15 protein-coding genes and 1 tRNA gene are annotated in these 18,526 nt (G+C 64.8%); 9 read left to right on the forward strand and 7 right to left on the reverse strand.

The window, feature by feature from the left end; genetic code table 11:
* Positions 1-60 precede the first annotated feature (60 nt).
* Both PE058_RS05695 and PE058_RS05700 read right to left on the reverse strand, forming a co-directional pair.
* Positions 61-134, reverse strand: a tRNA-Gln gene (locus PE058_RS05695).
* 247 nt (positions 135-381) lie between these two features.
* The gene (locus PE058_RS05700) at positions 382-1,089 is read right to left on the reverse strand and encodes a M15 family metallopeptidase (RefSeq protein WP_271030099.1); all 708 of its coding nucleotides are present in this window, start codon (positions 1,087-1,089) and stop codon (positions 382-384) included.
* Positions 1,090-1,438: 349 nt separating this feature from the next.
* Between PE058_RS05700 and PE058_RS05705 the strand changes: the two genes are divergently transcribed.
* Positions 1,439-2,617: a Ppx/GppA phosphatase family protein gene (locus PE058_RS05705; protein WP_271030100.1), complete on the forward strand. Its 1,179-nt coding sequence runs from the start codon at positions 1,439-1,441 to the stop codon at positions 2,615-2,617.
* A gap of 11 nt (positions 2,618-2,628) precedes the next feature.
* Positions 2,629-3,360 carry an RlmE family RNA methyltransferase gene (locus PE058_RS05710; protein WP_020084407.1) on the forward strand — a complete coding sequence of 244 codons (732 nt, stop codon included), beginning with the start codon at positions 2,629-2,631 and terminating at the stop codon, positions 3,358-3,360.
* Between the two features lie 125 nt (positions 3,361-3,485).
* Here PE058_RS05710 and pqqA read toward each other — a convergent pair whose 3' ends face one another.
* Positions 3,486-3,575: a pyrroloquinoline quinone precursor peptide PqqA gene (pqqA, locus tag PE058_RS05715; protein WP_020084408.1), complete on the reverse strand. Its 90-nt coding sequence runs from the start codon at positions 3,573-3,575 to the stop codon at positions 3,486-3,488.
* Positions 3,576-3,882: 307 nt separating this feature from the next.
* On the opposite strand from pqqA, the gene guaB reads away from it, so the two are divergent.
* From guaB to PE058_RS05740, 5 genes are all read left to right on the forward strand, one after another.
* On the forward strand, positions 3,883-5,382 hold the full coding sequence (guaB, locus tag PE058_RS05720; protein ID WP_020665350.1) for an IMP dehydrogenase: 1,500 nt from the start codon (positions 3,883-3,885) through the stop codon (positions 5,380-5,382).
* Positions 5,383-5,412: 30 nt separating this feature from the next.
* Complete coding sequence (locus tag PE058_RS05725) at positions 5,413-5,847, forward strand: MAPEG family protein (RefSeq protein ID WP_020084410.1); 435 nt, start codon at positions 5,413-5,415, stop codon at positions 5,845-5,847.
* A 32-nt stretch (positions 5,848-5,879) separates the two neighbouring features.
* Complete coding sequence (locus tag PE058_RS05730) at positions 5,880-7,175, forward strand: RsmB/NOP family class I SAM-dependent RNA methyltransferase (RefSeq protein WP_271030101.1); 1,296 nt, start codon at positions 5,880-5,882, stop codon at positions 7,173-7,175.
* Between the two features lie 210 nt (positions 7,176-7,385).
* Positions 7,386-9,326 carry a methyltransferase domain-containing protein gene (locus PE058_RS05735; RefSeq protein WP_020084412.1) on the forward strand — a complete coding sequence of 647 codons (1,941 nt, stop codon included), beginning with the start codon at positions 7,386-7,388 and terminating at the stop codon, positions 9,324-9,326.
* A 6-nt stretch (positions 9,327-9,332) separates the two neighbouring features.
* Entirely contained in the window at positions 9,333-9,797 is a 465-nt protein-coding gene (locus PE058_RS05740) for a TspO/MBR family protein (RefSeq protein ID WP_020084413.1), read from the forward strand.
* Between the two features lie 6 nt (positions 9,798-9,803).
* Here PE058_RS05740 and PE058_RS05745 read toward each other — a convergent pair whose 3' ends face one another.
* Positions 9,804-10,736 (reverse strand): leucyl/phenylalanyl-tRNA--protein transferase, encoded by a 933-nt coding sequence (locus PE058_RS05745; RefSeq protein WP_271030102.1) that lies wholly within the window; start codon positions 10,734-10,736, stop codon positions 9,804-9,806.
* A gap of 167 nt (positions 10,737-10,903) precedes the next feature.
* Positions 10,904-11,764, reverse strand: coding sequence for a leucyl/phenylalanyl-tRNA--protein transferase (locus PE058_RS05750; protein ID WP_271030103.1), 861 nt, complete (start codon positions 11,762-11,764; stop codon positions 10,904-10,906).
* 301 nt (positions 11,765-12,065) lie between these two features.
* Between PE058_RS05750 and guaA the strand changes: the two genes are divergently transcribed.
* Positions 12,066-13,652: a glutamine-hydrolyzing GMP synthase gene (gene guaA / locus PE058_RS05755; RefSeq protein ID WP_020084416.1), complete on the forward strand. Its 1,587-nt coding sequence runs from the start codon at positions 12,066-12,068 to the stop codon at positions 13,650-13,652.
* A 2-nt stretch (positions 13,653-13,654) separates the two neighbouring features.
* The gene (locus PE058_RS05760) at positions 13,655-14,020 is read left to right on the forward strand and encodes an ArsC family reductase (RefSeq protein ID WP_040497750.1); all 366 of its coding nucleotides are present in this window, start codon (positions 13,655-13,657) and stop codon (positions 14,018-14,020) included.
* A 600-nt stretch (positions 14,021-14,620) separates the two neighbouring features.
* Here PE058_RS05760 and prfB read toward each other — a convergent pair.
* Both prfB and PE058_RS05770 read right to left on the reverse strand, forming a co-directional pair.
* Positions 14,621-15,752, reverse strand: a protein-coding gene (prfB, locus tag PE058_RS05765; RefSeq protein WP_271030104.1) for a peptide chain release factor 2 whose coding sequence is annotated in 2 segments (ribosomal slippage) — positions 14,621-15,682 and positions 15,684-15,752 — 1,131 coding nt in all. Because the reading frame shifts where the segments join, the coding sequence is not laid out codon by codon here.
* Between the two features lie 139 nt (positions 15,753-15,891).
* Positions 15,892-18,453 carry a penicillin-binding protein 1A gene (locus PE058_RS05770; RefSeq protein WP_051113743.1) on the reverse strand — a complete coding sequence of 854 codons (2,562 nt, stop codon included), beginning with the start codon at positions 18,451-18,453 and terminating at the stop codon, positions 15,892-15,894.
* Between the last annotated feature and the right edge of the window lie 73 nt (positions 18,454-18,526).

Genomic DNA, 18,526 nt, shown 5'->3' on the forward strand with positions numbered 1-18,526 from the left:
ACAAGGTGCCCACCCCGGTGACGCGCCCTGCGGAGATGTTAGCTAGTTGGTTGTTTTGATTGGCTGGGGGACTAGGATTCGAACCTAGACAGGCAGAGTCAGAGTCTGCAGTCCTACCATTAGACGATCCCCCAAAGCCGGGATCGCGACGTGCGTCAGGTGGACGGCGATCCCTGCGTCAGGCTGGTAGGGCTGGCGCGATCGCGGTCCGGCGCGTCGAGTGGGGCCGTATAACAGCTCATTCCGGGTCGCGCAAGAACGCCGGAAGCGCCGTTTTGCTTCAGACCCTTATTTTTCCGGGGCTTGGGCAACAAGGGGCGGCCGGGGCGCGGCGGACTGCCACGCGAATTGCGGGTTTGTCGCACAAGGGTGGCCGGCGCGTCAGCGGGAGGGGAGCGGCGCGAGGGGTGGCAGCAACTCGGGGCGGTACTCGAAGTGCATGGTGTCGAAGTGATACCAGCGGCCACCCCAGATGAACCCGTGCTTCTCGAAGATCTGGACGATCTCCAACGGGATGCGGTTGCGGTAGGCGGCTTGCGCGCTCCCCTTGGACCACCGCCAGTAGTCGCTTTGCGCCACGGCGATATCGATGGCGATGGCGAACCCATGGGCCGAGACGCGGTCCGTGCCGGCAATGACGCGGCAATTGTAGGTGCCGGCAGCCGGGATCAGATACTTGTCGAATTCGGCCGGAAGCGCGTCGAGCTCTTTAGACACCGCTTCGAGGCGGGCGGAGACGCTGTTGACCGTGGTGACCTGCAGCTTCTGTCGCGCTTTCGCCGGGAGCCAGGTGATCGTCGTCAGGCGTGATTTCACCCCGCCCTTCCGGCAGTCGCCATACATTTTCTCGAAGAATGCGGCGTTGCGTGCGCGCCCGGGATCGCTCTCGGGAGCGGGCGGGGTGGCCGGTGCGCCAGCGGGATAGGGGAGGCGCAGCATGTCCTCGATGTCCGGGTCGGCGAGCCAGGCTGCGAACGGCTTTTCACCCTTGCCGTCATCGACCGGCATGCGCGTGCCATCCCGCCAGACGAGGGTGTTGCCGTCGAGCTTTTCGAGAACGCCGGGATAGGCCGCCACCAGTCCGGCCATGTCGCTTTTGGAGGTGGCTGGGCGCGGCCCGGATTCGGGATGGGCGCCGGCGGGAAGCATGCAGGCTAGGAGGAGGGCAAGGCAGGGTCGCAGCATGGGCACCGACTATAGAAGCGGGTCAGTCGCAAACGGAAGAAACACAACCGTGTAGCAGGCGATTAGGCTGGAGCGCGCGGAGGCAACCGCAAACTTGCCAACCGCCGTTGTATACCACGCACGCGCTTTTACTTTACGCTGAGCCGTCTCCTGCTACACTCCTGCCAGATGCAGCCAGAACTTGGCCTGAAGAGAGGGTGAGCCCGCGGCAACGCCGTTCGGATCCCCGGAACCAGGCACTGGGGAAAAAGACGTGCCGGAACTGACGGATGACGAGCGCGCCAGCGCTCCCCCTCGCGATCCGCGACATGCCTCCGGGGAGGCGGGCGCCGCCAAGGCGCCATTCAACGGAATACACCATAACGTCCGCGGCAGGCATCCTGCCGTGAGTGAGCGCGGTCATGTGTATGGCGCGCTGGATCTCGGGACCAACAACTGCCGCCTCCTGCTGGCGCGGCCTTCGCGGCGCGGGTTTCGTGTGGTCGACGCGTTCTCGCGGATCATCCGGCTCGGTGAAGGTGTGTCGCAGACGGGGCGCCTGTCGGACGCTGCCATGCGGCGCACGATCGAGGCGCTCAAGATCTGCGCCTCTAAGCTCGCGCGCAACGACGTGGAACGCGCCCGCTGCGTGGCCACGGAGGCCTGCCGCATCGCCAGCAATGGACACGATTTCCTGCGTCAGGTGGAAGACGAGGTCGGCCTCAGGATCGAGGTTCTGGACCGTGAGACGGAGGCGAGTCTCGCCGTATCCGGCTGCGCCTCGCTGATCGACTACAGGGCCGACTATGTGCTCGTATTCGATATCGGCGGGGGCTCGTCGGAGCTGATCTGGCTCGACCTCTCGCGGGGTGCGCGAGAGGGAGGCCAGGACGGTGTGAAGCGGCCGGGCGTGAAACCGGGCATCCGGGCCTGGACCTCGCTGCCGGTCGGCGTGGTCACGCTCGCCGAGCGCTTCGGCGGCCATCACGTCACGCCCGAGAGCTTCGAGGACATGGTGCGGTATGTCACCGAGCTCGTGCATCCGTTCGAGGCGCTGCACGGCTTTCGCGAGCTGTCGCGGGACCGCAACGTGCACCTGCTCGGCACGTCCGGCACCGTGACCACGGTCGCGGGCATCCACCTCGGGCTCAAGCGCTACGACCGCGCGCGCGTGGACGGGTGCTGGCTCTCCATCGACCAGATCCAGTCTGTGACATATGCGTTGCTCGCGCGCTCCTACGACGAGCGAGTGGCGGAGCCGTGCATTGGACACGAGCGGGCGGACCTCGTTCTCGCGGGTTGCGCCATTCTGGAAGCGATCCTGCGGCAATGGCCGGCCGAGCGGCTGCGTGTTGCCGATCGGGGGTTGCGCGAAGGTATTCTTGCGACGCTGATGAGCGAGGACGGCGTTTATCGCGCGGGCCGTCGCCGGCGCCGCCAACGGTCAGGTTGATCTCTATGCGGATGAAGGGAAAATCGGGGCGAGGGTCCGGCGGCAAGGGCACCTCGAGTGCGATCGGTTCGGCTGGCGGGCAGCGCGATCTCAACGTGCGCCTCAGGACGGCGCGCAGCCGCACGGCCTCCTCTCAGCGCTGGCTCGAGCGTCAGCTCAACGACCCCTACGTGTCGGCCGCGAAGCGCGCCGGATACCGCTCGCGCGCGGCGTACAAGATCATCGAGATCGACGACAAGTATCACTTCCTGAAGCCTGGCGGCCGGGTGGTGGACCTTGGCGCTGCGCCCGGCGGCTGGAGCCAGATCGCGGCTGAACGCACCAAGTCCATCGACGGTCGCGGGCAGGTGATTGCCATCGACATTCTCGACATGGAGCCGCTGGCGGGTGTCGAGTCGGCGACGCTCGATTTCATGGACGAGCGCGCGGAAGGCTGGCTCAAGAGCAAAATGAGAGACGGCGCGGCCGACGTGGTGCTGTCCGACATGGCGGCGCCGACGGTGGGGCACGCCAAGACCGATCACCTCAGGATCATGATGCTCGCGGAGGCGGCCGCGCACTTTGCGTGCGATGTGCTTGCGCCGGGCGGGGCGTTTCTCTGCAAGGTGTTCCAGGGGGGCACGGAACGCGATCTGCTCGATCTTCTGAAGCAGCGCTTCACGACGGTGCGTCATGTGAAGCCGCCAGCGAGCCGCTCGGACAGTGCGGAGCTCTATGTGCTGGCTACGGGCTTCAAGGGCTGATTCCGGGCCCTCTGATTCGCGCGCAAAGCCTTGTTTGCGGGGGCCTGAAAATAGCAACGGCGGCCGCTTGCTCGACCGCCGTGCCTTATCGGCTCGCCAGTGCGCGAGCCAGTCTTCATCATCAATTAGATGATGTCGATCTCCGCCGGGAGGTAGCTCGTGACCTCGAGGCCGACTTCCTGCTCGCGCACGGCGGGCTTGGACCAAATCTTCATTTTTGTTTCCTCCTTAAAACGCTCTAGAGCACTTTAGCCCGGTCTTCCTAACGCGATAAGCGCCCGAGGTCTAATTGAATTTTCAATGTTCGCCATAAGCGATGCTAATGTGCAGTTGCGAGAGAATTGGTGAACCGAACAATCGGGATTTCCCGCTGCCGCTCTCGGCCCGTCCTCTGGCGAGCCGCTCGGCCGCAGGGAGGGTCCCTTCCCCTCTCCATCGACCGATGCTATAGGGCATCCGACATTCGAGCCTGGCCGCTCCGTTCAGCGGCCGCCTTTGTCAAACCCGCCCAAGGAGAGAGCCATGGCTAACCGCCCAATCGATAGCGATTTGGGTCTGGCACTGACATTTGATGATGTGCTTCTGGTCCCGGCCGCCTCGGAAGTCCTGCCGAGCCAGGTCAACGTCGCAAGCCGGGTTACGCGCACCATCTCGCTCAATATTCCGATCCTGTCCTCGGCCATGGACACGGTCACCGAAAGCCGCCTCGCCATCGCCATGGCTCAGGAAGGCGGCATCGGCGTGTTGCACCGCAACCTCACGCCCGACGAGCAAGGCCGCCACGCGGCCTCGGTGAAGAAGTACGAATCCGGTATCGTTCTCAATCCCGTCACCATTCAGCCCACGGCCACGCTCGACGAAGCGTTGAAGTTGATGGCCGGCCACTCGATCTCGGGCATCCCGGTGGTCGAGGCGCCTAAGAAGGGCGAGACCAAGGGGCGTCTCGTCGGCATTCTCACCAACCGCGACGTTCGTTTCGCGACCAACCTCAAGCAGCCCGTAGCGGAGCTGATGACCAAGGAGCGGCTCATTACCGTCAAGCGCGACGTGAGCCGCGAAGAGGCGAAGCGCCTCTTGCACCAGAACCGCATCGAGAAGCTCCTGGTGGTGGACGACAGCTATCATTGCGTCGGCCTGATCACCGTGAAGGACATCGAGAAGGCGCAGAAGCATCCGAACGCGTGCAAGGACCCGGAGGGCCGCCTGCGCGTCGCCGCGGCGACGACGGTCGGCAACGACGGCTGGGAGCGGACGGAGAAGCTGCTTGAGGCCGGATGCGATCTCATCGTGGTGGACACGGCGCATGGCCATTCGCGCAGCGTGCTCGACGCCGTGACGCGCATCAAGAAGATCTCGAACTCGGTGCAGGTGGTGGCGGGTAACGTCGCGACCGCCGAGGCGACGCGTGCGCTGATCGAAGCGGGTGCGGATTCGGTGAAGGTCGGCATCGGGCCGGGCTCGATCTGCACCACGCGTATCGTGGCCGGCGTCGGCGTGCCGCAGCTCACGGCCGTGATGAATTGCGCCGCGGAAGCTCACAAGCACGACGTGCCGGTGATCGCCGACGGCGGCATCCGATTCTCCGGCGACATCGTGAAGGCGCTGGCGGCTGGCGCCGATTGCGTGATGGTGGGCTCGCTTCTGGCCGGTACCGACGAGGCGCCGGGCGAGACCTATCTCTACCAGGGACGCACCTACAAGGCGTATCGCGGCATGGGCTCGCTGGGCGCCATGGCTCGCGGCTCGGCCGACCGCTACTTCCAGCAGGAAGTGAAAGATCAGCTCAAGCTGGTTCCGGAAGGCATCGAGGGGCAGGTGCCCTACAAGGGGCCGGTGGATGCGGTGCTGAACCAGCTCGTCGGCGGTCTGCGCGCGGGCATGGGCTACACGGGAGCCAAGACGCTCGCGGATCTGCGGAAGAACGCGAACTTCATCCGCATCTCTCCGGCCAGCATGCGCGAGAGCCATCCTCACGGCGTTCTCATCACCCGCGAGAGCCCGAACTATCCCGGCAGCGTTTAAGCCGAAGCCGCAGTCCGAACGGGTCCTGTCATGAGCCAGACCGCCATTCTCTATCCGGTGTTCGTGCAGGTGTTCCTGACGTTCTTCCTGCAGGGATGGATGCGCAAGGAGCGCGTGGGCGCGGTGAAGCGCGGCGAGGTGACGTTCGGAGACATCTCGCTCAGGCAGCCAAAATGGCCGGCGCGGGCGACGCAGGTTTCCAACGCGTTTCACAACCAGCTCGAGACGCCTATCCTGTTCTATGCCGTGGTCGCATTTCTGATGATCACGAGCCAGGTGAATCTCGTCTTCGTCGTTCTCGCCTGGGTGTTCGTGCTGGCGCGCCTCTATCACGCCTACATCCACACGACGGCGAACAAGCAGCCTTACCGCTTCTATGGCTATCTGTTCGCCTCGCTCACGCTCTTCGTCATGTGGGTGCTGTTCGCCATCCGCATTCTGTTCTTCTCTGCCGGCGGCGCGTGAGCGCGCCGGCGCCAATCTAAGGATCGACGTTCGTGAGACCGGGTGCCCGCATCCAAGCCGCGGCCGAGGTGCTCGAGGATATTTTCTCGCGTCACCAGCCGGCGGCGACCGCGCTTCAGGATTGGGGCAAGCGTCACCGCTTCGCGGGCTCGGGAGACCGGGCGGCGATCGGCACGCTGGTTTATGACGTGCTCCGGCGGCGGCTCTCGCTCGAGGCGCAAATGGGCAGCGCCGCGCCGCGTGCGCTCGCGCTCGCTGCGGCCCCGAAGGCTCTCGGCCTTTCCCCTGCGGACGTCGCTTCGGCCTGCGACAGCGGTCCCCATGCTCCGGCGCCTTTGAGCGACGAAGAGCGTGCCCGTCTCGAAGCCGGTGTTCCAGCCGACGCCGCTCCCAACGTCGCCGCTGACATTCCCGATTGGATACTGCCCTTTTTCGAGCGCGCGTTCGGAGACAGGGTGATCGCGGAAGGGCGGGCGATGGCCGAGCGGGCGCCCATCGATCTCAGGGCGAACACGCTCAAGGCCGCGCGTGACAAGGTCGTCACGGCGCTTGTGAAGCTCGATGCGTCGCCCACGTGGCTCGCGCCCTACGGCGTCCGCATTCCGGCGCCGGAAGGCCCCGCGCGCAGCCCGCACGTCGAAGCGGAAGCGGCCCATGGCAAGGGATGGTTCGAGGTGCAGGACGAGGGCAGCCAGATCGCGGCGGCGCTCACCGGCGCGGCGCCCCGCCAGCAGGTGCTCGATCTTTGTGCAGGGGCTGGCGGCAAGACGCTGGCGCTCGCGGCGGCCATGCAGAACAGCGGCCAGATCTACGCCTACGACAGTGACAAAGGTCAGCTCCGGCCGATTTTCGAAAGGCTGCAAAGGGCGGGCGCCCGGAACGTCCAGGTGCTGGATGGCGGGGACAAGGACGCACTCGAAGCGCTGGGGCCGCGTTTCGACGTGGTGCTCGTGGATGCGCCATGCTCGGGTTCGGGAACCTGGCGGCGCAAGCCGGATGCGAAGTGGCGGCTCAAGCCGGAGGCGCTGGCAACGCGCATCGAGGAGCAGCGGGAGGTGCTGTCGCTCGCCTCGGGGCTCGTGAAGCCAGGCGGGCGGCTCGTCTACGTTACATGCTCTGTGTTGCCTCAGGAAAATGTCGATCAGGTTGCCTGGTTCCTCGGTCGGTCCGAGGGGTTCGAGATCCTGCCTTACGGCGATGTCTGGCGGTCCACCATCGGCGGGGAGCCCCCGGCGTCCGCCGATGGATCGGCGGAAACCCTGCTGCTCACCCCGGCGTCGCACGGCACGGACGGCTTCTTTGTCGCAAGCTTCAAGCGGGCCCGCTAACTCCCCCATCGCAGCGGGGGACGGCGCAAACATGCCGCTTGCTTTGTCACAATCCTTGACTAAGTTGCGCGCGCTGCGAAGGCGCCGAGCGGTCTTCGCGCGCCCGCCGCGAGCCGTGGCGACGAGAGTTCAGATATTGCCTGAACTTTTTCTCGCCCCATGAGTTGACCGGCTTCAGGCTCGAACTGCTCGCGAGGACGATCGTCCATCATGGCCCCCGTGCCGAAGGCGAAGAAGCCGAAGCGCCCCTCGCCGCGCTCCTGTCTCGGACCCGTTGCGGATCTCGAGCAGCATCTGCCAGCAGAGTGGTGGCGCAAGCTTTTCAATGCGCTCTACGTGAAAACCGACGGTGACGTCGTCGAGAACAACGAGAACACCCGCCGCGAGGTGGATTTCATCGTCTCGACGGCAGCAATCCAGCCGCACAGCGCGATCCTCGATCTGTGCTGCGGGCAGGGCCGGCATTGCCTCGAGCTTGCGCGGCGCGGGTTCAAGAACGTCTCCGGCGTCGACCGGTCGCGCTATCTCATCCGCCTCGCCAAGAAGCGAGCGCAGACAGAGGGTCTGCAGGTCGTCTTCAAGGAAGGCGATGCGCGCAATCCGCGGCTTCCCGAGAGCAGCTTCGACTGCGTTGCCATCATGGGCAACTCGTTCGGCTATTTCTCGAACAAGCAGGACGACGAGAAGGTTCTCACTACCGTCGGCAAGCTGCTGCGTCCTTCGGGACAGATCGTGCTCGACATCACCGACGGCGCATACATGGCCGATCATTTCGATCGCCGCTCGTGGGAGTGGATCGATGAGCATCACTTCGTCTGCCGCGAGCGCTCGCTGTCGGCGGACCGGGAACGCCTCATCTCGCGCGAGGTGATCGTGCACGACGAGATCGGCGTGATCGCGGATCAGTTCTATGCCGAACGCCTCTATACGAAGGAGAGCATCGGCAAGCTTCTCGAGCGCTGCGGGTTCCGGAACATCCGCTATCACGGCAGCGCGGAATCCGTATCCGATCGCGACCAGGATCTCGGCATGATGGCGCGGCGGCTGCTGCTCTCGGCGGATGCGCCTCAGCTTCCGGCGCGCAAGCCGCGCGGCAAGCTGCAGCAGCTCGACGTCACGGTTCTGCTCGGCGATCCCCGCCTTCCCGATCAGGTGAAGCGCGGCGGCGCGTTCCAGGACGAGGACATGGAGACGGTCCGCCGTCTCAAGGATGCGCTCGCGGAGCTTACGACGTACAAGTTCCGCTATCTCGACAATCATGCGACGCTCGATCGCGATCTCGCGGATCTCAGGACCGATCTCGTCTTCAATCTCTGCGACGAGGGGTTCAACAACGATCCCTTCAAGGAGCTGCACGTTCCGGCGATGCTGGATGCGTTGGGGCTTCCCTATACCGGTGGCGCGCCGGCCGCGCTCGCGGCCTGCTACGACAAGGGCCTCGTGCGGGCCGTTGCCATGACGCTCGATGTGCCGGTTCCGCTCGAAACCTATGTGCGCCCCGGAGACCAGGGGGCCACGCTGCCCTCGGTGTTCCCCGCGCTCTTGAAGCCTAACACGGGCGACAGCTCCCAGGGCATCACGATGGATGCGGTAGTGAGCAACGAGAAGGCCCTGCTCGATTATCTCGAGCGGCTGAGAGCGGAGTTTCCCAAGCGGTCGGTGCTGGTGCAGGAATTTCTGACGGGGGCCGAATACTCCGTCGGCCTGATCGGCAATCCTGACCAGGGGCTCAGGGCGCTGCCGATCCTCGAGGTCGATTACTCGAAGCTCGATCCGAACCTTCCCAAGATCCTCGGCTACGAGAGCAAGTGGGAGCCTGAGAGTCCCTACTGGACGCAGATCCGCTACCAGGAGGCCTCACTCTCGGAGCTTGCCCAGCAGCAGCTCGTCGAGCACTCGACGCGCCTGTTCGAGCGGCTCGGCTGCCGTGACTATGCGCGCTTCGATTTCCGGGCGGACAGCAAGGGCGAGCTCAAGCTGCTGGAGGTGAATCCCAATCCCGGCTGGTGCTGGGACGGGAAGCTCAACATCATGGCCGGCTTCCAGGGAATGCGCTATCCAGAGCTGCTGGCCCAGATTCTTCAAGCGGCCGTCGAAAGATTGAATATTGTGGCCAAGCCACAGACCCAACCCGCAGAGGCCGCGCAGTAATCCTTCATGAGACCGTTCCTCACCCTTCTGATCTTTCTCGCGTTGGTGGCAGCTGCGGCGCTCACCGGCATGACCTACCTTCCGGGCGCCTGGTACGAAGCGCTGGTGAAACCGGACTGGACGCCGCCGAACTGGCTGTTCCCGCCGGTGTGGACGGTGCTCTACATCATGATCGCCGTGGCCGGGTGGCTGGTGTTCGAGAAGGAAGGCTTTCGGCAGGCGCTGATCGTCTGGGTGATCTCGCTCCAGATCAACGCGGCCTGGTCGGTGCTGATGTTCAAGGAGCACCAGATCGCGCTCGCGGCCGCCAATATCGTGGCGCTCCTGGTCTCCATCGTCATCTTCATCTCGCTGACGTGGAAGACGAACCGGCTCGCGAGCCTTTTGTTCGTGCCCTATCTCGTGTGGGTGAGCTACGCGACCGCGCTCAATATCGCCATCTGGCAGCTCAATCCCGGTCAGCCCGCCTAAGACTAGCTACGCCGCGCGGGAAGCTTCCGCCGTTGCAGTCTCGTGCACGGACGTCTTGCCGGGCGTGCCGGCAATGGCCGGCCGCTTGTTCGCGGAGACCCATTGCGCCACGGTCGCGAGGTCGGCTTCCGCCACCCAGCGGCCCTGGCGGCCGCCCGTGTGGGCGTGCTTGGCGAGGATCGCTTCATAGTCCGCGCGCGAGATCTCGCGATATCCCATGGCGTCCTGCATGGGTGTGTAGTCGCGGCCATCGCAGAGCACGTAGCCCCACTTGGCAAGATGGTAGTAGAGCGCCGAGCTTACCATCTTCGAGACGTCGCGCTCGCGGCTGAACAGGGAGTCGGAGAGGAACACGCGGCCGATCGATATGCCGAAGCCGCCGCCGACGAGCTTGCCGTCCGCATTCCAGATCTCGAACGAATGGGCGTAGCCAAGCCGGTGCAGGTCCCGGTAGAGGCGCTGCATCAGCGGCGTAATCCAGGTCAGCGTGTGCCAATTGTAAGCGCGGGGCGCTGCGCACTCGCGCACCACCGTTTCGAAAGCGGTGTCGAAGCTGACGCGATAGGCGTTCTTCTTCATCTCGCGCAGGCAGCGCTTCTCGAGCTTGTGCTCGTTGAAGACCAGCGCCATGCGCTTCTCGCGTGTCCACCATTTGAGGGGACCGCAATGCGCCCAGGCAAAGAAGCCTTTGCGGGCGGCTTCGATCATGGTGAGGGCAGAGATGTCGCGGCAGATGCCTGCGAAGGTGTCGGGCCGTGACGCCGTGCGGGAGGCATCCGGCACCACAGTGCCGCCGCGCGCGATGTCGAGGGCCGAATGCCAGAGCAGCGACGGCAGGTCTCCGATGCGTCCGGGACGAGCGGCATAGGCGAGCCCCAGAATCCAGCGGTGGATCCATTTGCTCCAGGTCTCGCGCGGCGTGGTGTCTTCGGCGTTCATGTGTGGTTTTCGTTTCTGCCGGTTCGGTCCGTATACTACTGGGACAATCCCTAAGTAGTTACGTTTCCTCGCAAGAGAGAGGCCGTGTGCGGGCTCGCGTTCGGCGTTCGCTCTTTTTTGGTTAGCAAGAGGTGAATGCGCGTCGGCAGCGGGATGGCAGACGCCTGCTACGTGGCCTTGTCGAACATTTCGACGGCTTCTGCGGGAGAGAACTCGGCGATCCAGCGCCCGGGGAGGCTGGTGCCGGTCGCGTGCTCCCGCATGAGGGCTTCGTACTCGGCGCGCGGGATTTCGCGGTAACCCGTCTTGCTCAGAACGGGCGTCGTGTCGCGAGCGTCCACGAAGGCGAAGCCCCAGTGTTTCAAGTGCGCGTAGAGCACCACGCTGCCGAGCTTGGAGGTATCCGGCTCGCGGCTGAACATGGATTCTCCGACGAAGACGCGTCCGGCCACGGTGCCGAAACCGCCGGCGACGAGCTCACCGTCGGCGTTCCAGACCTCGTAGGAGTGCGTGTGGCCTTTGCGGTGGAGCTCAGCGAAGAATGCCCTGTACCGCGGCGTGAGCCAGGTGAGGGCGTGCCAATTGTAGGCGCGGGGGGCTGCGCACTTGGCCAGCACCTCCTCGAATGCCGTATCGAACGTCACCCGGTATTTGCCTGTCCTCATGAGCCGCTTCAGGCGCCGGGAGATGTGCAGCTCGGGAAAGAACAGGATGGAGCGCTTCTCGCGGGTCCACCACTTGAGGGGACCGCAATGGGCCCAGGGGAAAAAGCCCAGGCGGGCCGCGGCCACATAGGTCTCGGCCGTCAGGCCACGAACGACGCCGCCGAATGTGTCAGGGCGGGACCGCGTCCGATTTTGATCTGGAATCTCCGTGCCGCCGCGTAACAGGTCGAGTGCCGTCCAGGCCAGAAGCTGGGGGACGCTCGCCACGCGGTGCGGCTGCAACGCATAGGCGACTCCGAGTGCCCATCTCTTGGCGGCCTCGAAGGGCGTCTCGCGCAGGGGCAGGCCCGCGGGCTCGGTCATTTCCTTGTCTCTGGCGCCCATTCCCTCGAGGGGGCGGGGCGCGAAGAGGGCTCGGCGAGGGGCGAACATGGCAGGGACTATGCCTCTCAGAAATGAACGAATAACCCCATGGATCGCAAGAGTTGGGCCAGTTAGCCGGTTTCGCGGCTCCCGCAAGGCGCTGTTTGGGGTGCTTCAGGCGGGGGAGGGGCGCGTTTCCGGTGCCGGCGGTGGAGTGCGGCTTTGCTTCACCCGCCGCTGTCTTGACGCTCGGGCGGCGGGGTGGTCTACCCGGACTTTCTCAGGGAGCGACCCAACCTCCATGTCCGCCACCGTCCTCATCATCGACTTCGGCAGCCAAGTCACGCAGCTCATTGCGCGGCGTGTTCGCGAGGCCGGCGTCTATTGCGAGATCCATCCCTTCCAGAATGCCGAAGCGGCGTTCGCCAAGCTCAAACCGCAGGCCGTCATTCTTTCCGGCGGGCCTTCCTCGGTCCCGGAAGAGGGCAGCCCCCGGGCGCCCGACGCCGTGTTCAAGGCCGGGATCCCGGTTTTCGGCATCTGCTACGGCCAGCAGACCATGGCGGAGCAACTCGGTGGCAAGGTGGAAAGCGGGCATCATCGCGAGTTCGGCCGGGCCGTTCTTTCTGTCGATGCAGAGAGCCCCTTGTTCGAGGGAGTGTGGGAGAAGGGCGACCGGCATCAGGTGTGGATGAGCCACGGCGATCGCGTGACCCGGCTGCCCGAGGGGTTTCGCGTCATCGCGACGAGTGAGAACGCTCCGTTCGCGGCGGTCGCCGACGAGGCGCGGCGCTTCTATGCCGTGCAATTCCATCCCGAGGTCGTTCACACGCCGGATGGCGAGAAGCTGATCTCGAACTTCGTGCATCGGATCGCGGGCCTCAAGCCCGACTGGACGATGGCCGCTTACCGGCGCGAGATGATCGAGCGTATCCGCAAGCAGGTGGGCAAGGGGCGCGTGATCTGCGGCCTTTCCGGCGGCGTCGACAGTGCGGTGGCCGCGGTTCTGATCCACGAGGCAATCGGCGATCAGCTCACGTGCGTGTTCGTGGATCATGGCCTCATGCGCCTCGGAGAGGCCGAGCAGGTGGTCGGCCTGTTCCGCGATCACTTCAATATTCCGCTCGTGCACGTGGACGCCTCGAAGCAGTTCCTGGATGCGCTCGCGGGCGTTTCCGATCCCGAAACCAAGCGCAAGACCATCGGCAAGCACTTCATCGAGGTGTTCGAAGCGGAAGCGCGCAAGATCGGCGACGGCTCCTCTTCTGGCGCTTCGCGTGCCGATACAGCGCCCGCGCAGTTCCTCGCGCAAGGCACGCTCTATCCGGACGTGATCGAAAGCGTGTCGTTCAGCGGCGGGCCGTCGGTCACGATCAAGTCGCATCACAATGTGGGCGGCCTGCCCGAGCGCATGAACATGAAGCTCGTGGAGCCGCTGCGCGAGCTGTTCAAGGACGAGGTGCGCGCGCTCGGGCGCGAGCTCGGGCTGCCCGACGCGTTCGTCGGACGTCATCCGTTCCCGGGGCCGGGTCTCGCAATTCGTATTCCCGGTGAGATCACCGTCGAGAAGCTCGACATTCTGCGCAAGGCCGATGCGATCTATCTCGACGAGATCCGCAAGGCGGGCCTGTACGATGCGATCTGGCAGGCCTTCGCCGTGCTGCTGCCGGTGCGGACCGTCGGCGTCATGGGAGACGGGCGCACATACGACCACGTTCTCGCGCTGCGCGCCGTCACCTCGGTGGACGGCATGACGGCCGACTTCTTCCCGTTCGACATGGGCTTCCTGGGGCGCGCCGCCACGCGCATCATCAACGAGGTGCGCGGCATCAACCGCGTGGTCTACGACGTGACGAGCAAGCCGCCGGGCACTATCGAGTGGGAGTGAAGATGGCCAAGACGCAATCGGTCACGATTTACGGTATTCCCAATTGCGACACGATGAAGAAAGCCCGGTCCTGGCTCGAGGCGCAGGGCATCGAGGCCGTCTTTCACGATTACAAGAAGTCCGGCATCGACAAGGCGCGGCTGGAGCGCTGGTGCAAGGAGGCCGGCTGGGAAACCGTGCTCAATCGCGCGGGGACCACGTTCCGGAAGCTGCCGGATGCCGAAAAGCAGGGGCTCGATCAGAAGAAGGCGATTGCCCTGATGCTCGCCCAGCCGTCGCTGATCAAGCGACCGGTGCTTGAGGTCGGGGCCAAGACGCTTATTGTCGGCTTCAAGCCCGACGTCTACGAGGCCGCCTTCGCCCACTGAGCGCGGAGGCCGGGCATCCACCAGACCCGAAAAAACAAAAGACGGGACAGGTGTGCGGGGCCTGTCCCGTCCATTGACGTGCTCATCGCGACACTCGGCTTTGATGAGACGCGGTATGCGGCTCGATTGCCAACGCGGGGACATAGGCATTCGGGTCGCACTTAGGGAAGAACGGACGACAAGGAACTTTATTCTGCGGGAGAGGGTGGGCCGCGCGAATTTTTGCGTGATCCGCTCCGGCGGGTTCGTTGAATGCTGTTTCTATTCAATTAGTTGACATATAAAGACGCGGTTCTTTCTAAACGGCATTCAACAAAAAGGCCCCCCAGCGGGGGGACTGGGGGGCCGATCGTGGGGTGAACACTGCCCAGCGTGGTCGGGGGAACCCGTGGCAGTGTTCTATCTCGCCAGGGCGCGGGGGGTGGCTGCTCTGGCGGATCTGGGAGACCAACAGCGGGGAGGGCGCTTTGGTTCCCACGAGTCGCACCATAAAGATTTGTGAGGTGGCCGCTGTTCCCTGGGGGACAGGGCAAGGGGAAGCGGCGGGCAGGCAGCGAACTCAGCGAACGCCGCTGCCGGTTGCCTGCTGCCCGCTGCTGACTAATCGAGGTCGGCAATCTCGGCGGCGGTGCCGCCCTTCATGCGCTGGGCCAAGGTCGCCTCAATGAACGGGTCAAGATCGCCGTCCAGCACTGCGTCCGGGTTCGAGCTCTGCTCTCCAGTGCGCAGGTCCTTCACGAGCTGGTAGGGCTGCAACACGTAGGAGCGGATCTGGTGGCCCCAGCCGATATCGGTCTTGGCCGCCTGGTCGGCGGAGGCCTGCTCCTCGCGCTTCTTCAGTTCGAGCTCGTAGAGGCGCGCCTTCAGACGCTTGAAGGCGATGTCCTTGTTCTGGTGCTGGGAGCGCTGCTCCTGCGCGAAGATGACGATACCGGTCGGCTTGTGCACGAGGCGCACGGCGGATTCGGTACGGTTCACGTGCTGTCCGCCAGCGCCGCTCGACCGGGCAAAGCTCACGTCCACGTCGGCCGGATTGATCTCGATGTCGATCGAGTCGTCGATCACCGGGTAGACCGTCACGGAGGCGAAGCTCGTGTGGCGGCGTGCGTTGGAATCGAACGGCGAGATGCGCACGAGGCGGTGCACACCGGCCTCCGTCTTCAGCCAGCCGTAGGCGTTCTCGCCCTCGATCTCGAGCGTCGCGGATTTGAGACCGGCTTCTTCGCCCGGGCTCTCGTCGATCAGCTTGACCTTGAAGCCGCGCCGTTCCGCCCACCGCATGTACATGCGGGTCAGCATGGAGGCCCAATCCTGGCTTTCCGTGCCGCCGGCGCCTGCATGGACTTCGACGTAGGTGTCCATGCCGTCGGCCTCGCCCGAGAGCATGGCCTCGACGCTCTTGCGCTGAACCTCCTCGTCGAGACGCTTCAGCGCGCCTTCACCTTCGGTGACGGTGGCCTCGTCCTCCTCGGCCTCGCCGAGCTCGATCAGCGTGAGATTGTCCTCGAACTCGCGCTCGATACGGCGGAAGTCCGTGAGGGAGCGTTCGAGCTGCTGACGCTGGCGCATGACCTTCTGGGCCTGCGCAGGGTCATTCCAGAGCGCGGGATCTTCCGCGCGCCGGTTGAGATCGGCTAGACGAGCCTCTGCCTGTTCCGGGTCAAAGAGACCTCCTCAAGAGGACGAGCGCCTCTTCGATAGAAGTCACGACTTTTTGCGCTTCAGCGCGCATAGCTGCCTCCCAACAGACAGTGATATAGGGGGTTATGGCGAGAGATATAGTGGCGGCGCGGGTGGATGTAAACGCGTCGTCGGGCTGCACGTAATCCTACGGTGGATCAACTAAAGCGCACCGTAAGCGGGAGAAATTCTCACCACATGCCCCCGCGTCCGCCGCCGTAACCTGGTTGGGCCGAAGGAGTTGCCTGCCAGGCGCCGCCGTCCTGGGGCTGTCCGCTCGCCGAGCTCTGTGCGTAAGGATCGGAGAAGCCGATGACGGAGTAGGCGTCGTCCGGCTCCTCGTTGGGCTTGAAGGCTTCCATGATGGCGGTCGTGTCATCCGGAGAGGCGCGCAGGCCGGTCTTCAGGTTGACGCGCACGAGCTTGATGCCGGGCGGGATACGGAAGGGCACGGCGGGCTGATCCGCCAGCGCGGCCTTCATGAAGTTGCCGAAGATCGGCGCGGTCACGTGGCCGCCGGTGTTGCCCTTGCCCATCGGACGCGGCGTGTCGAAGCCGACGAAGACGCCAACCACGAGATCCGGCGTGTAGCCGACGAACCAGGCGTCCTTCTCCTCGTTGGTCGTGCCGGTCTTGCCCGCGAGGGGGCGGTTCAAGGCCTTGAGCGAGGTGGCGGTGCCGCGCTGGATGACGCCTTCCATGATCGAGGTCATCTGATAGGCGGTGTGCGGGTCGACGATCTGCTTGCGGTCGTCCGGGATGTCCGGCTCGGGCTGGTTGGCCCAATGATCGGCGGCGCAGTCGATGCACTGACGTGCGTCGTGGCGCCAGACGGACTTACCCCAGCGATCCTGGATGCGGTCGATCAGCGTGGGCCGCACGGTCTTGCCGCCGTTGGCGATCATGCAATAGGCGGTCGCCATGCGCAGCAGCGTCGTCTCGCCTGCGCCGAGCGACATGGAGAGCACCGGAAGCAGGTCGTCGTAGATGCCGAAGCGCTTGGCATATTCGGTGATGATCGGCATGCCCATGTCCTGGGCGAGGCGGACCGTCATCTGGTTGCGCGATTTCTCGATGCCGACGCGCAGCGTGGTCGGGCCGCCCGACTGCTCCTTCTCGTAGTTGTTCGGACGCCAGATGTCCTGGCCAGGGCCCTGTTCGATCTCGATCGGCGCGTCGAGCACGATGGAGGTGGGCTTGTAACCATTGTCGATGGCGGCTGCGTAGACGAACGGCTTGAAGGACGAACCTGGCTGGCGCTTCGCCTGCAGGGCGCGGTCGAACTGGCTCATGGCGAAGGAGAAGCCGCCGACGACGGCGAGCACGCGGCCGGTGTGCGGATCCATGGCAATAAGGCCGCCGCTGATCTCGGGGATCTGCATGAGCGACCAGACGCCCGCGAGGTTCTTCTCGTCCTTGGGCGATACGTAGATCACGTCGCCGGGAGAGAGGATGTCGGAGATCTGCTTCGCTTCCGTGCGCTTGCCCGGAACCTTCGCCCACTTGATCTCGTCGAGCGTGATCTCGACGGCGTGGCGCTCGTCTGTGAGAGAGCCGTCCTGCTTGCGCGCCGGCTTGAGGCCGACGACGGCTTTCGTCTTCTCCATGGATAGGACGACGCCGAGCCGCCAGGGGGCGATGTCGGAGGGGCTGTCGGTGGCGCCGAGGGGCACGCCCCAGTCGCCCGCAATGTCGATTTTGCTCACCGGACCGCGCCAGCCCTGCTTGCGGTCGTAGGCGACGAGGCCGTCGATCAGGGCCTTGCGGCCGATCTGCTGGAGACGCGGATCGAGGGTGGTGCGGACGGAGAGGCCGCCGGCGTAGAGCTTTGCCTCGCCATAGGCTGACATCAGCGAGCGGCGCACTTCCTCGGCGAAGTATTCAGCGGCAAAGATGTGCGCGCCGCCCGGGCGGATGTTCACGGTGAGCGGCTTGGCCTTGGCTTCGGTCGCTTCCTCTTCGGTGATGTAACCGTTCTCGGCCATCTGGCCGATGATCCAGTTGCGGCGCTCGGTGGCTTTCACCTTCTGGCGGAACGGATGGTAGTTGTTGGGGGCCTTCGGGAGCGCCGCGAGGTAGGCGACCTCCTCGATGGTGAGGTCCTTCAGCTCCTTGTTGAAGTAGGCGAGGCCGGCTGCGGCCACGCCGTAGGCGCCGATGCCGAGATAGATCTCGTTCAGATACAGCTCGAGGATCTTGTCCTTCGAGTAGGCGCGCTCGATGCGGATTGCGAGAATGGCTTCCTTGATCTTGCGATCGATGGTGCGGTCGCTGGTGAGAAGGAAGTTCTTGGCGACCTGCTGGGTGATCGTGGACGCGCCTTCCGTCCGGCGGTCGCCGCCGCGGGCCTTGGTTTCGATGAACTTGAAGACGGCGCGCGCAATGCCCTGCACGTCGAGGCCGCCGTGCTCATAGAAACGGCGATCCTCCGCCGACAGGAAAGCTGCGATCACGCGCTTCGGAATGGTGTTGATCGGCACGAAAATGCGCCGCTCGCGCGCGTACTCCGCGATCAGCGAGCCGTCATGGGCGTGGATGCGCGTCATGACCGGAGGCTCGTACTTGGCGAGGCTTTCGTAGTCCGGGAGATCCTTAGAGACCTGCCACAGCACGTAGCCCGCACCTGCCGAGCCGACCAGGAAGAGCACGACGAACGCCGCGAAGCTCCAGCCGAGGAAGCTCAAGAGAAAGCTCTTGCGCCGCCTGGTCCGTCTGCGGGGCTCTTGCTGAGGTGGAAGGGTAGGGGCTCGCATTCAGCCTGGGTCCGCTCGACCAATAAGGTGTTCTGGGAACTCGCAAGTGCGTGCCCGATCCCAACATGGCAGA

Origin of the sequence: Hyphomicrobium sp. DMF-1 (genome assembly GCF_027886585.1) — a bacterium.
Taxonomy (GTDB): domain Bacteria; phylum Pseudomonadota; class Alphaproteobacteria; order Rhizobiales; family Hyphomicrobiaceae; genus Hyphomicrobium_C; species Hyphomicrobium_C zavarzinii.

Excerpts from the sequence above, each read along its gene's own strand:
- pqqA (WP_020084408.1), bottom strand. The coding sequence starts at position 3,575 with ATGAAGATTTGGTCCAAGCCCGCCGTGCGCGAGCAGGAAGTCGGCCTC.
- PE058_RS05725 (WP_020084410.1), top strand. The coding sequence starts at position 5,413 with ATGAGCCAGACCGCCATTCTCTATCCGGTGTTCGTGCAGGTGTTCCTG.
- PE058_RS05750 (WP_271030103.1), bottom strand. The coding sequence starts at position 11,764 with ATGACCGAGCCCGCGGGCCTGCCCCTGCGCGAGACGCCCTTCGAGGCC.
- PE058_RS05770 (WP_051113743.1), bottom strand. The coding sequence starts at position 18,453 with ATGCGAGCCCCTACCCTTCCACCTCAGCAAGAGCCCCGCAGACGGACC.
- PE058_RS05710 (WP_020084407.1), top strand. The coding sequence starts at position 2,629 with ATGAAGGGAAAATCGGGGCGAGGGTCCGGCGGCAAGGGCACCTCGAGT.
- PE058_RS05745 (WP_271030102.1), bottom strand. The coding sequence starts at position 10,736 with ATGAACGCCGAAGACACCACGCCGCGCGAGACCTGGAGCAAATGGATC.
- PE058_RS05700 (WP_271030099.1), bottom strand. The coding sequence starts at position 1,089 with ATGGCCGGACTGGTGGCGGCCTATCCCGGCGTTCTCGAAAAGCTCGAC.
- guaA (WP_020084416.1), top strand. The coding sequence starts at position 12,066 with ATGTCCGCCACCGTCCTCATCATCGACTTCGGCAGCCAAGTCACGCAG.
- PE058_RS05760 (WP_040497750.1), top strand. The coding sequence starts at position 13,655 with ATGGCCAAGACGCAATCGGTCACGATTTACGGTATTCCCAATTGCGAC.
- PE058_RS05740 (WP_020084413.1), top strand. The coding sequence starts at position 9,333 with ATGAGACCGTTCCTCACCCTTCTGATCTTTCTCGCGTTGGTGGCAGCT.
- PE058_RS05735 (WP_020084412.1), top strand. The coding sequence starts at position 7,386 with ATGGCCCCCGTGCCGAAGGCGAAGAAGCCGAAGCGCCCCTCGCCGCGC.
- guaB (WP_020665350.1), top strand. The coding sequence starts at position 3,883 with ATGGCTAACCGCCCAATCGATAGCGATTTGGGTCTGGCACTGACATTT.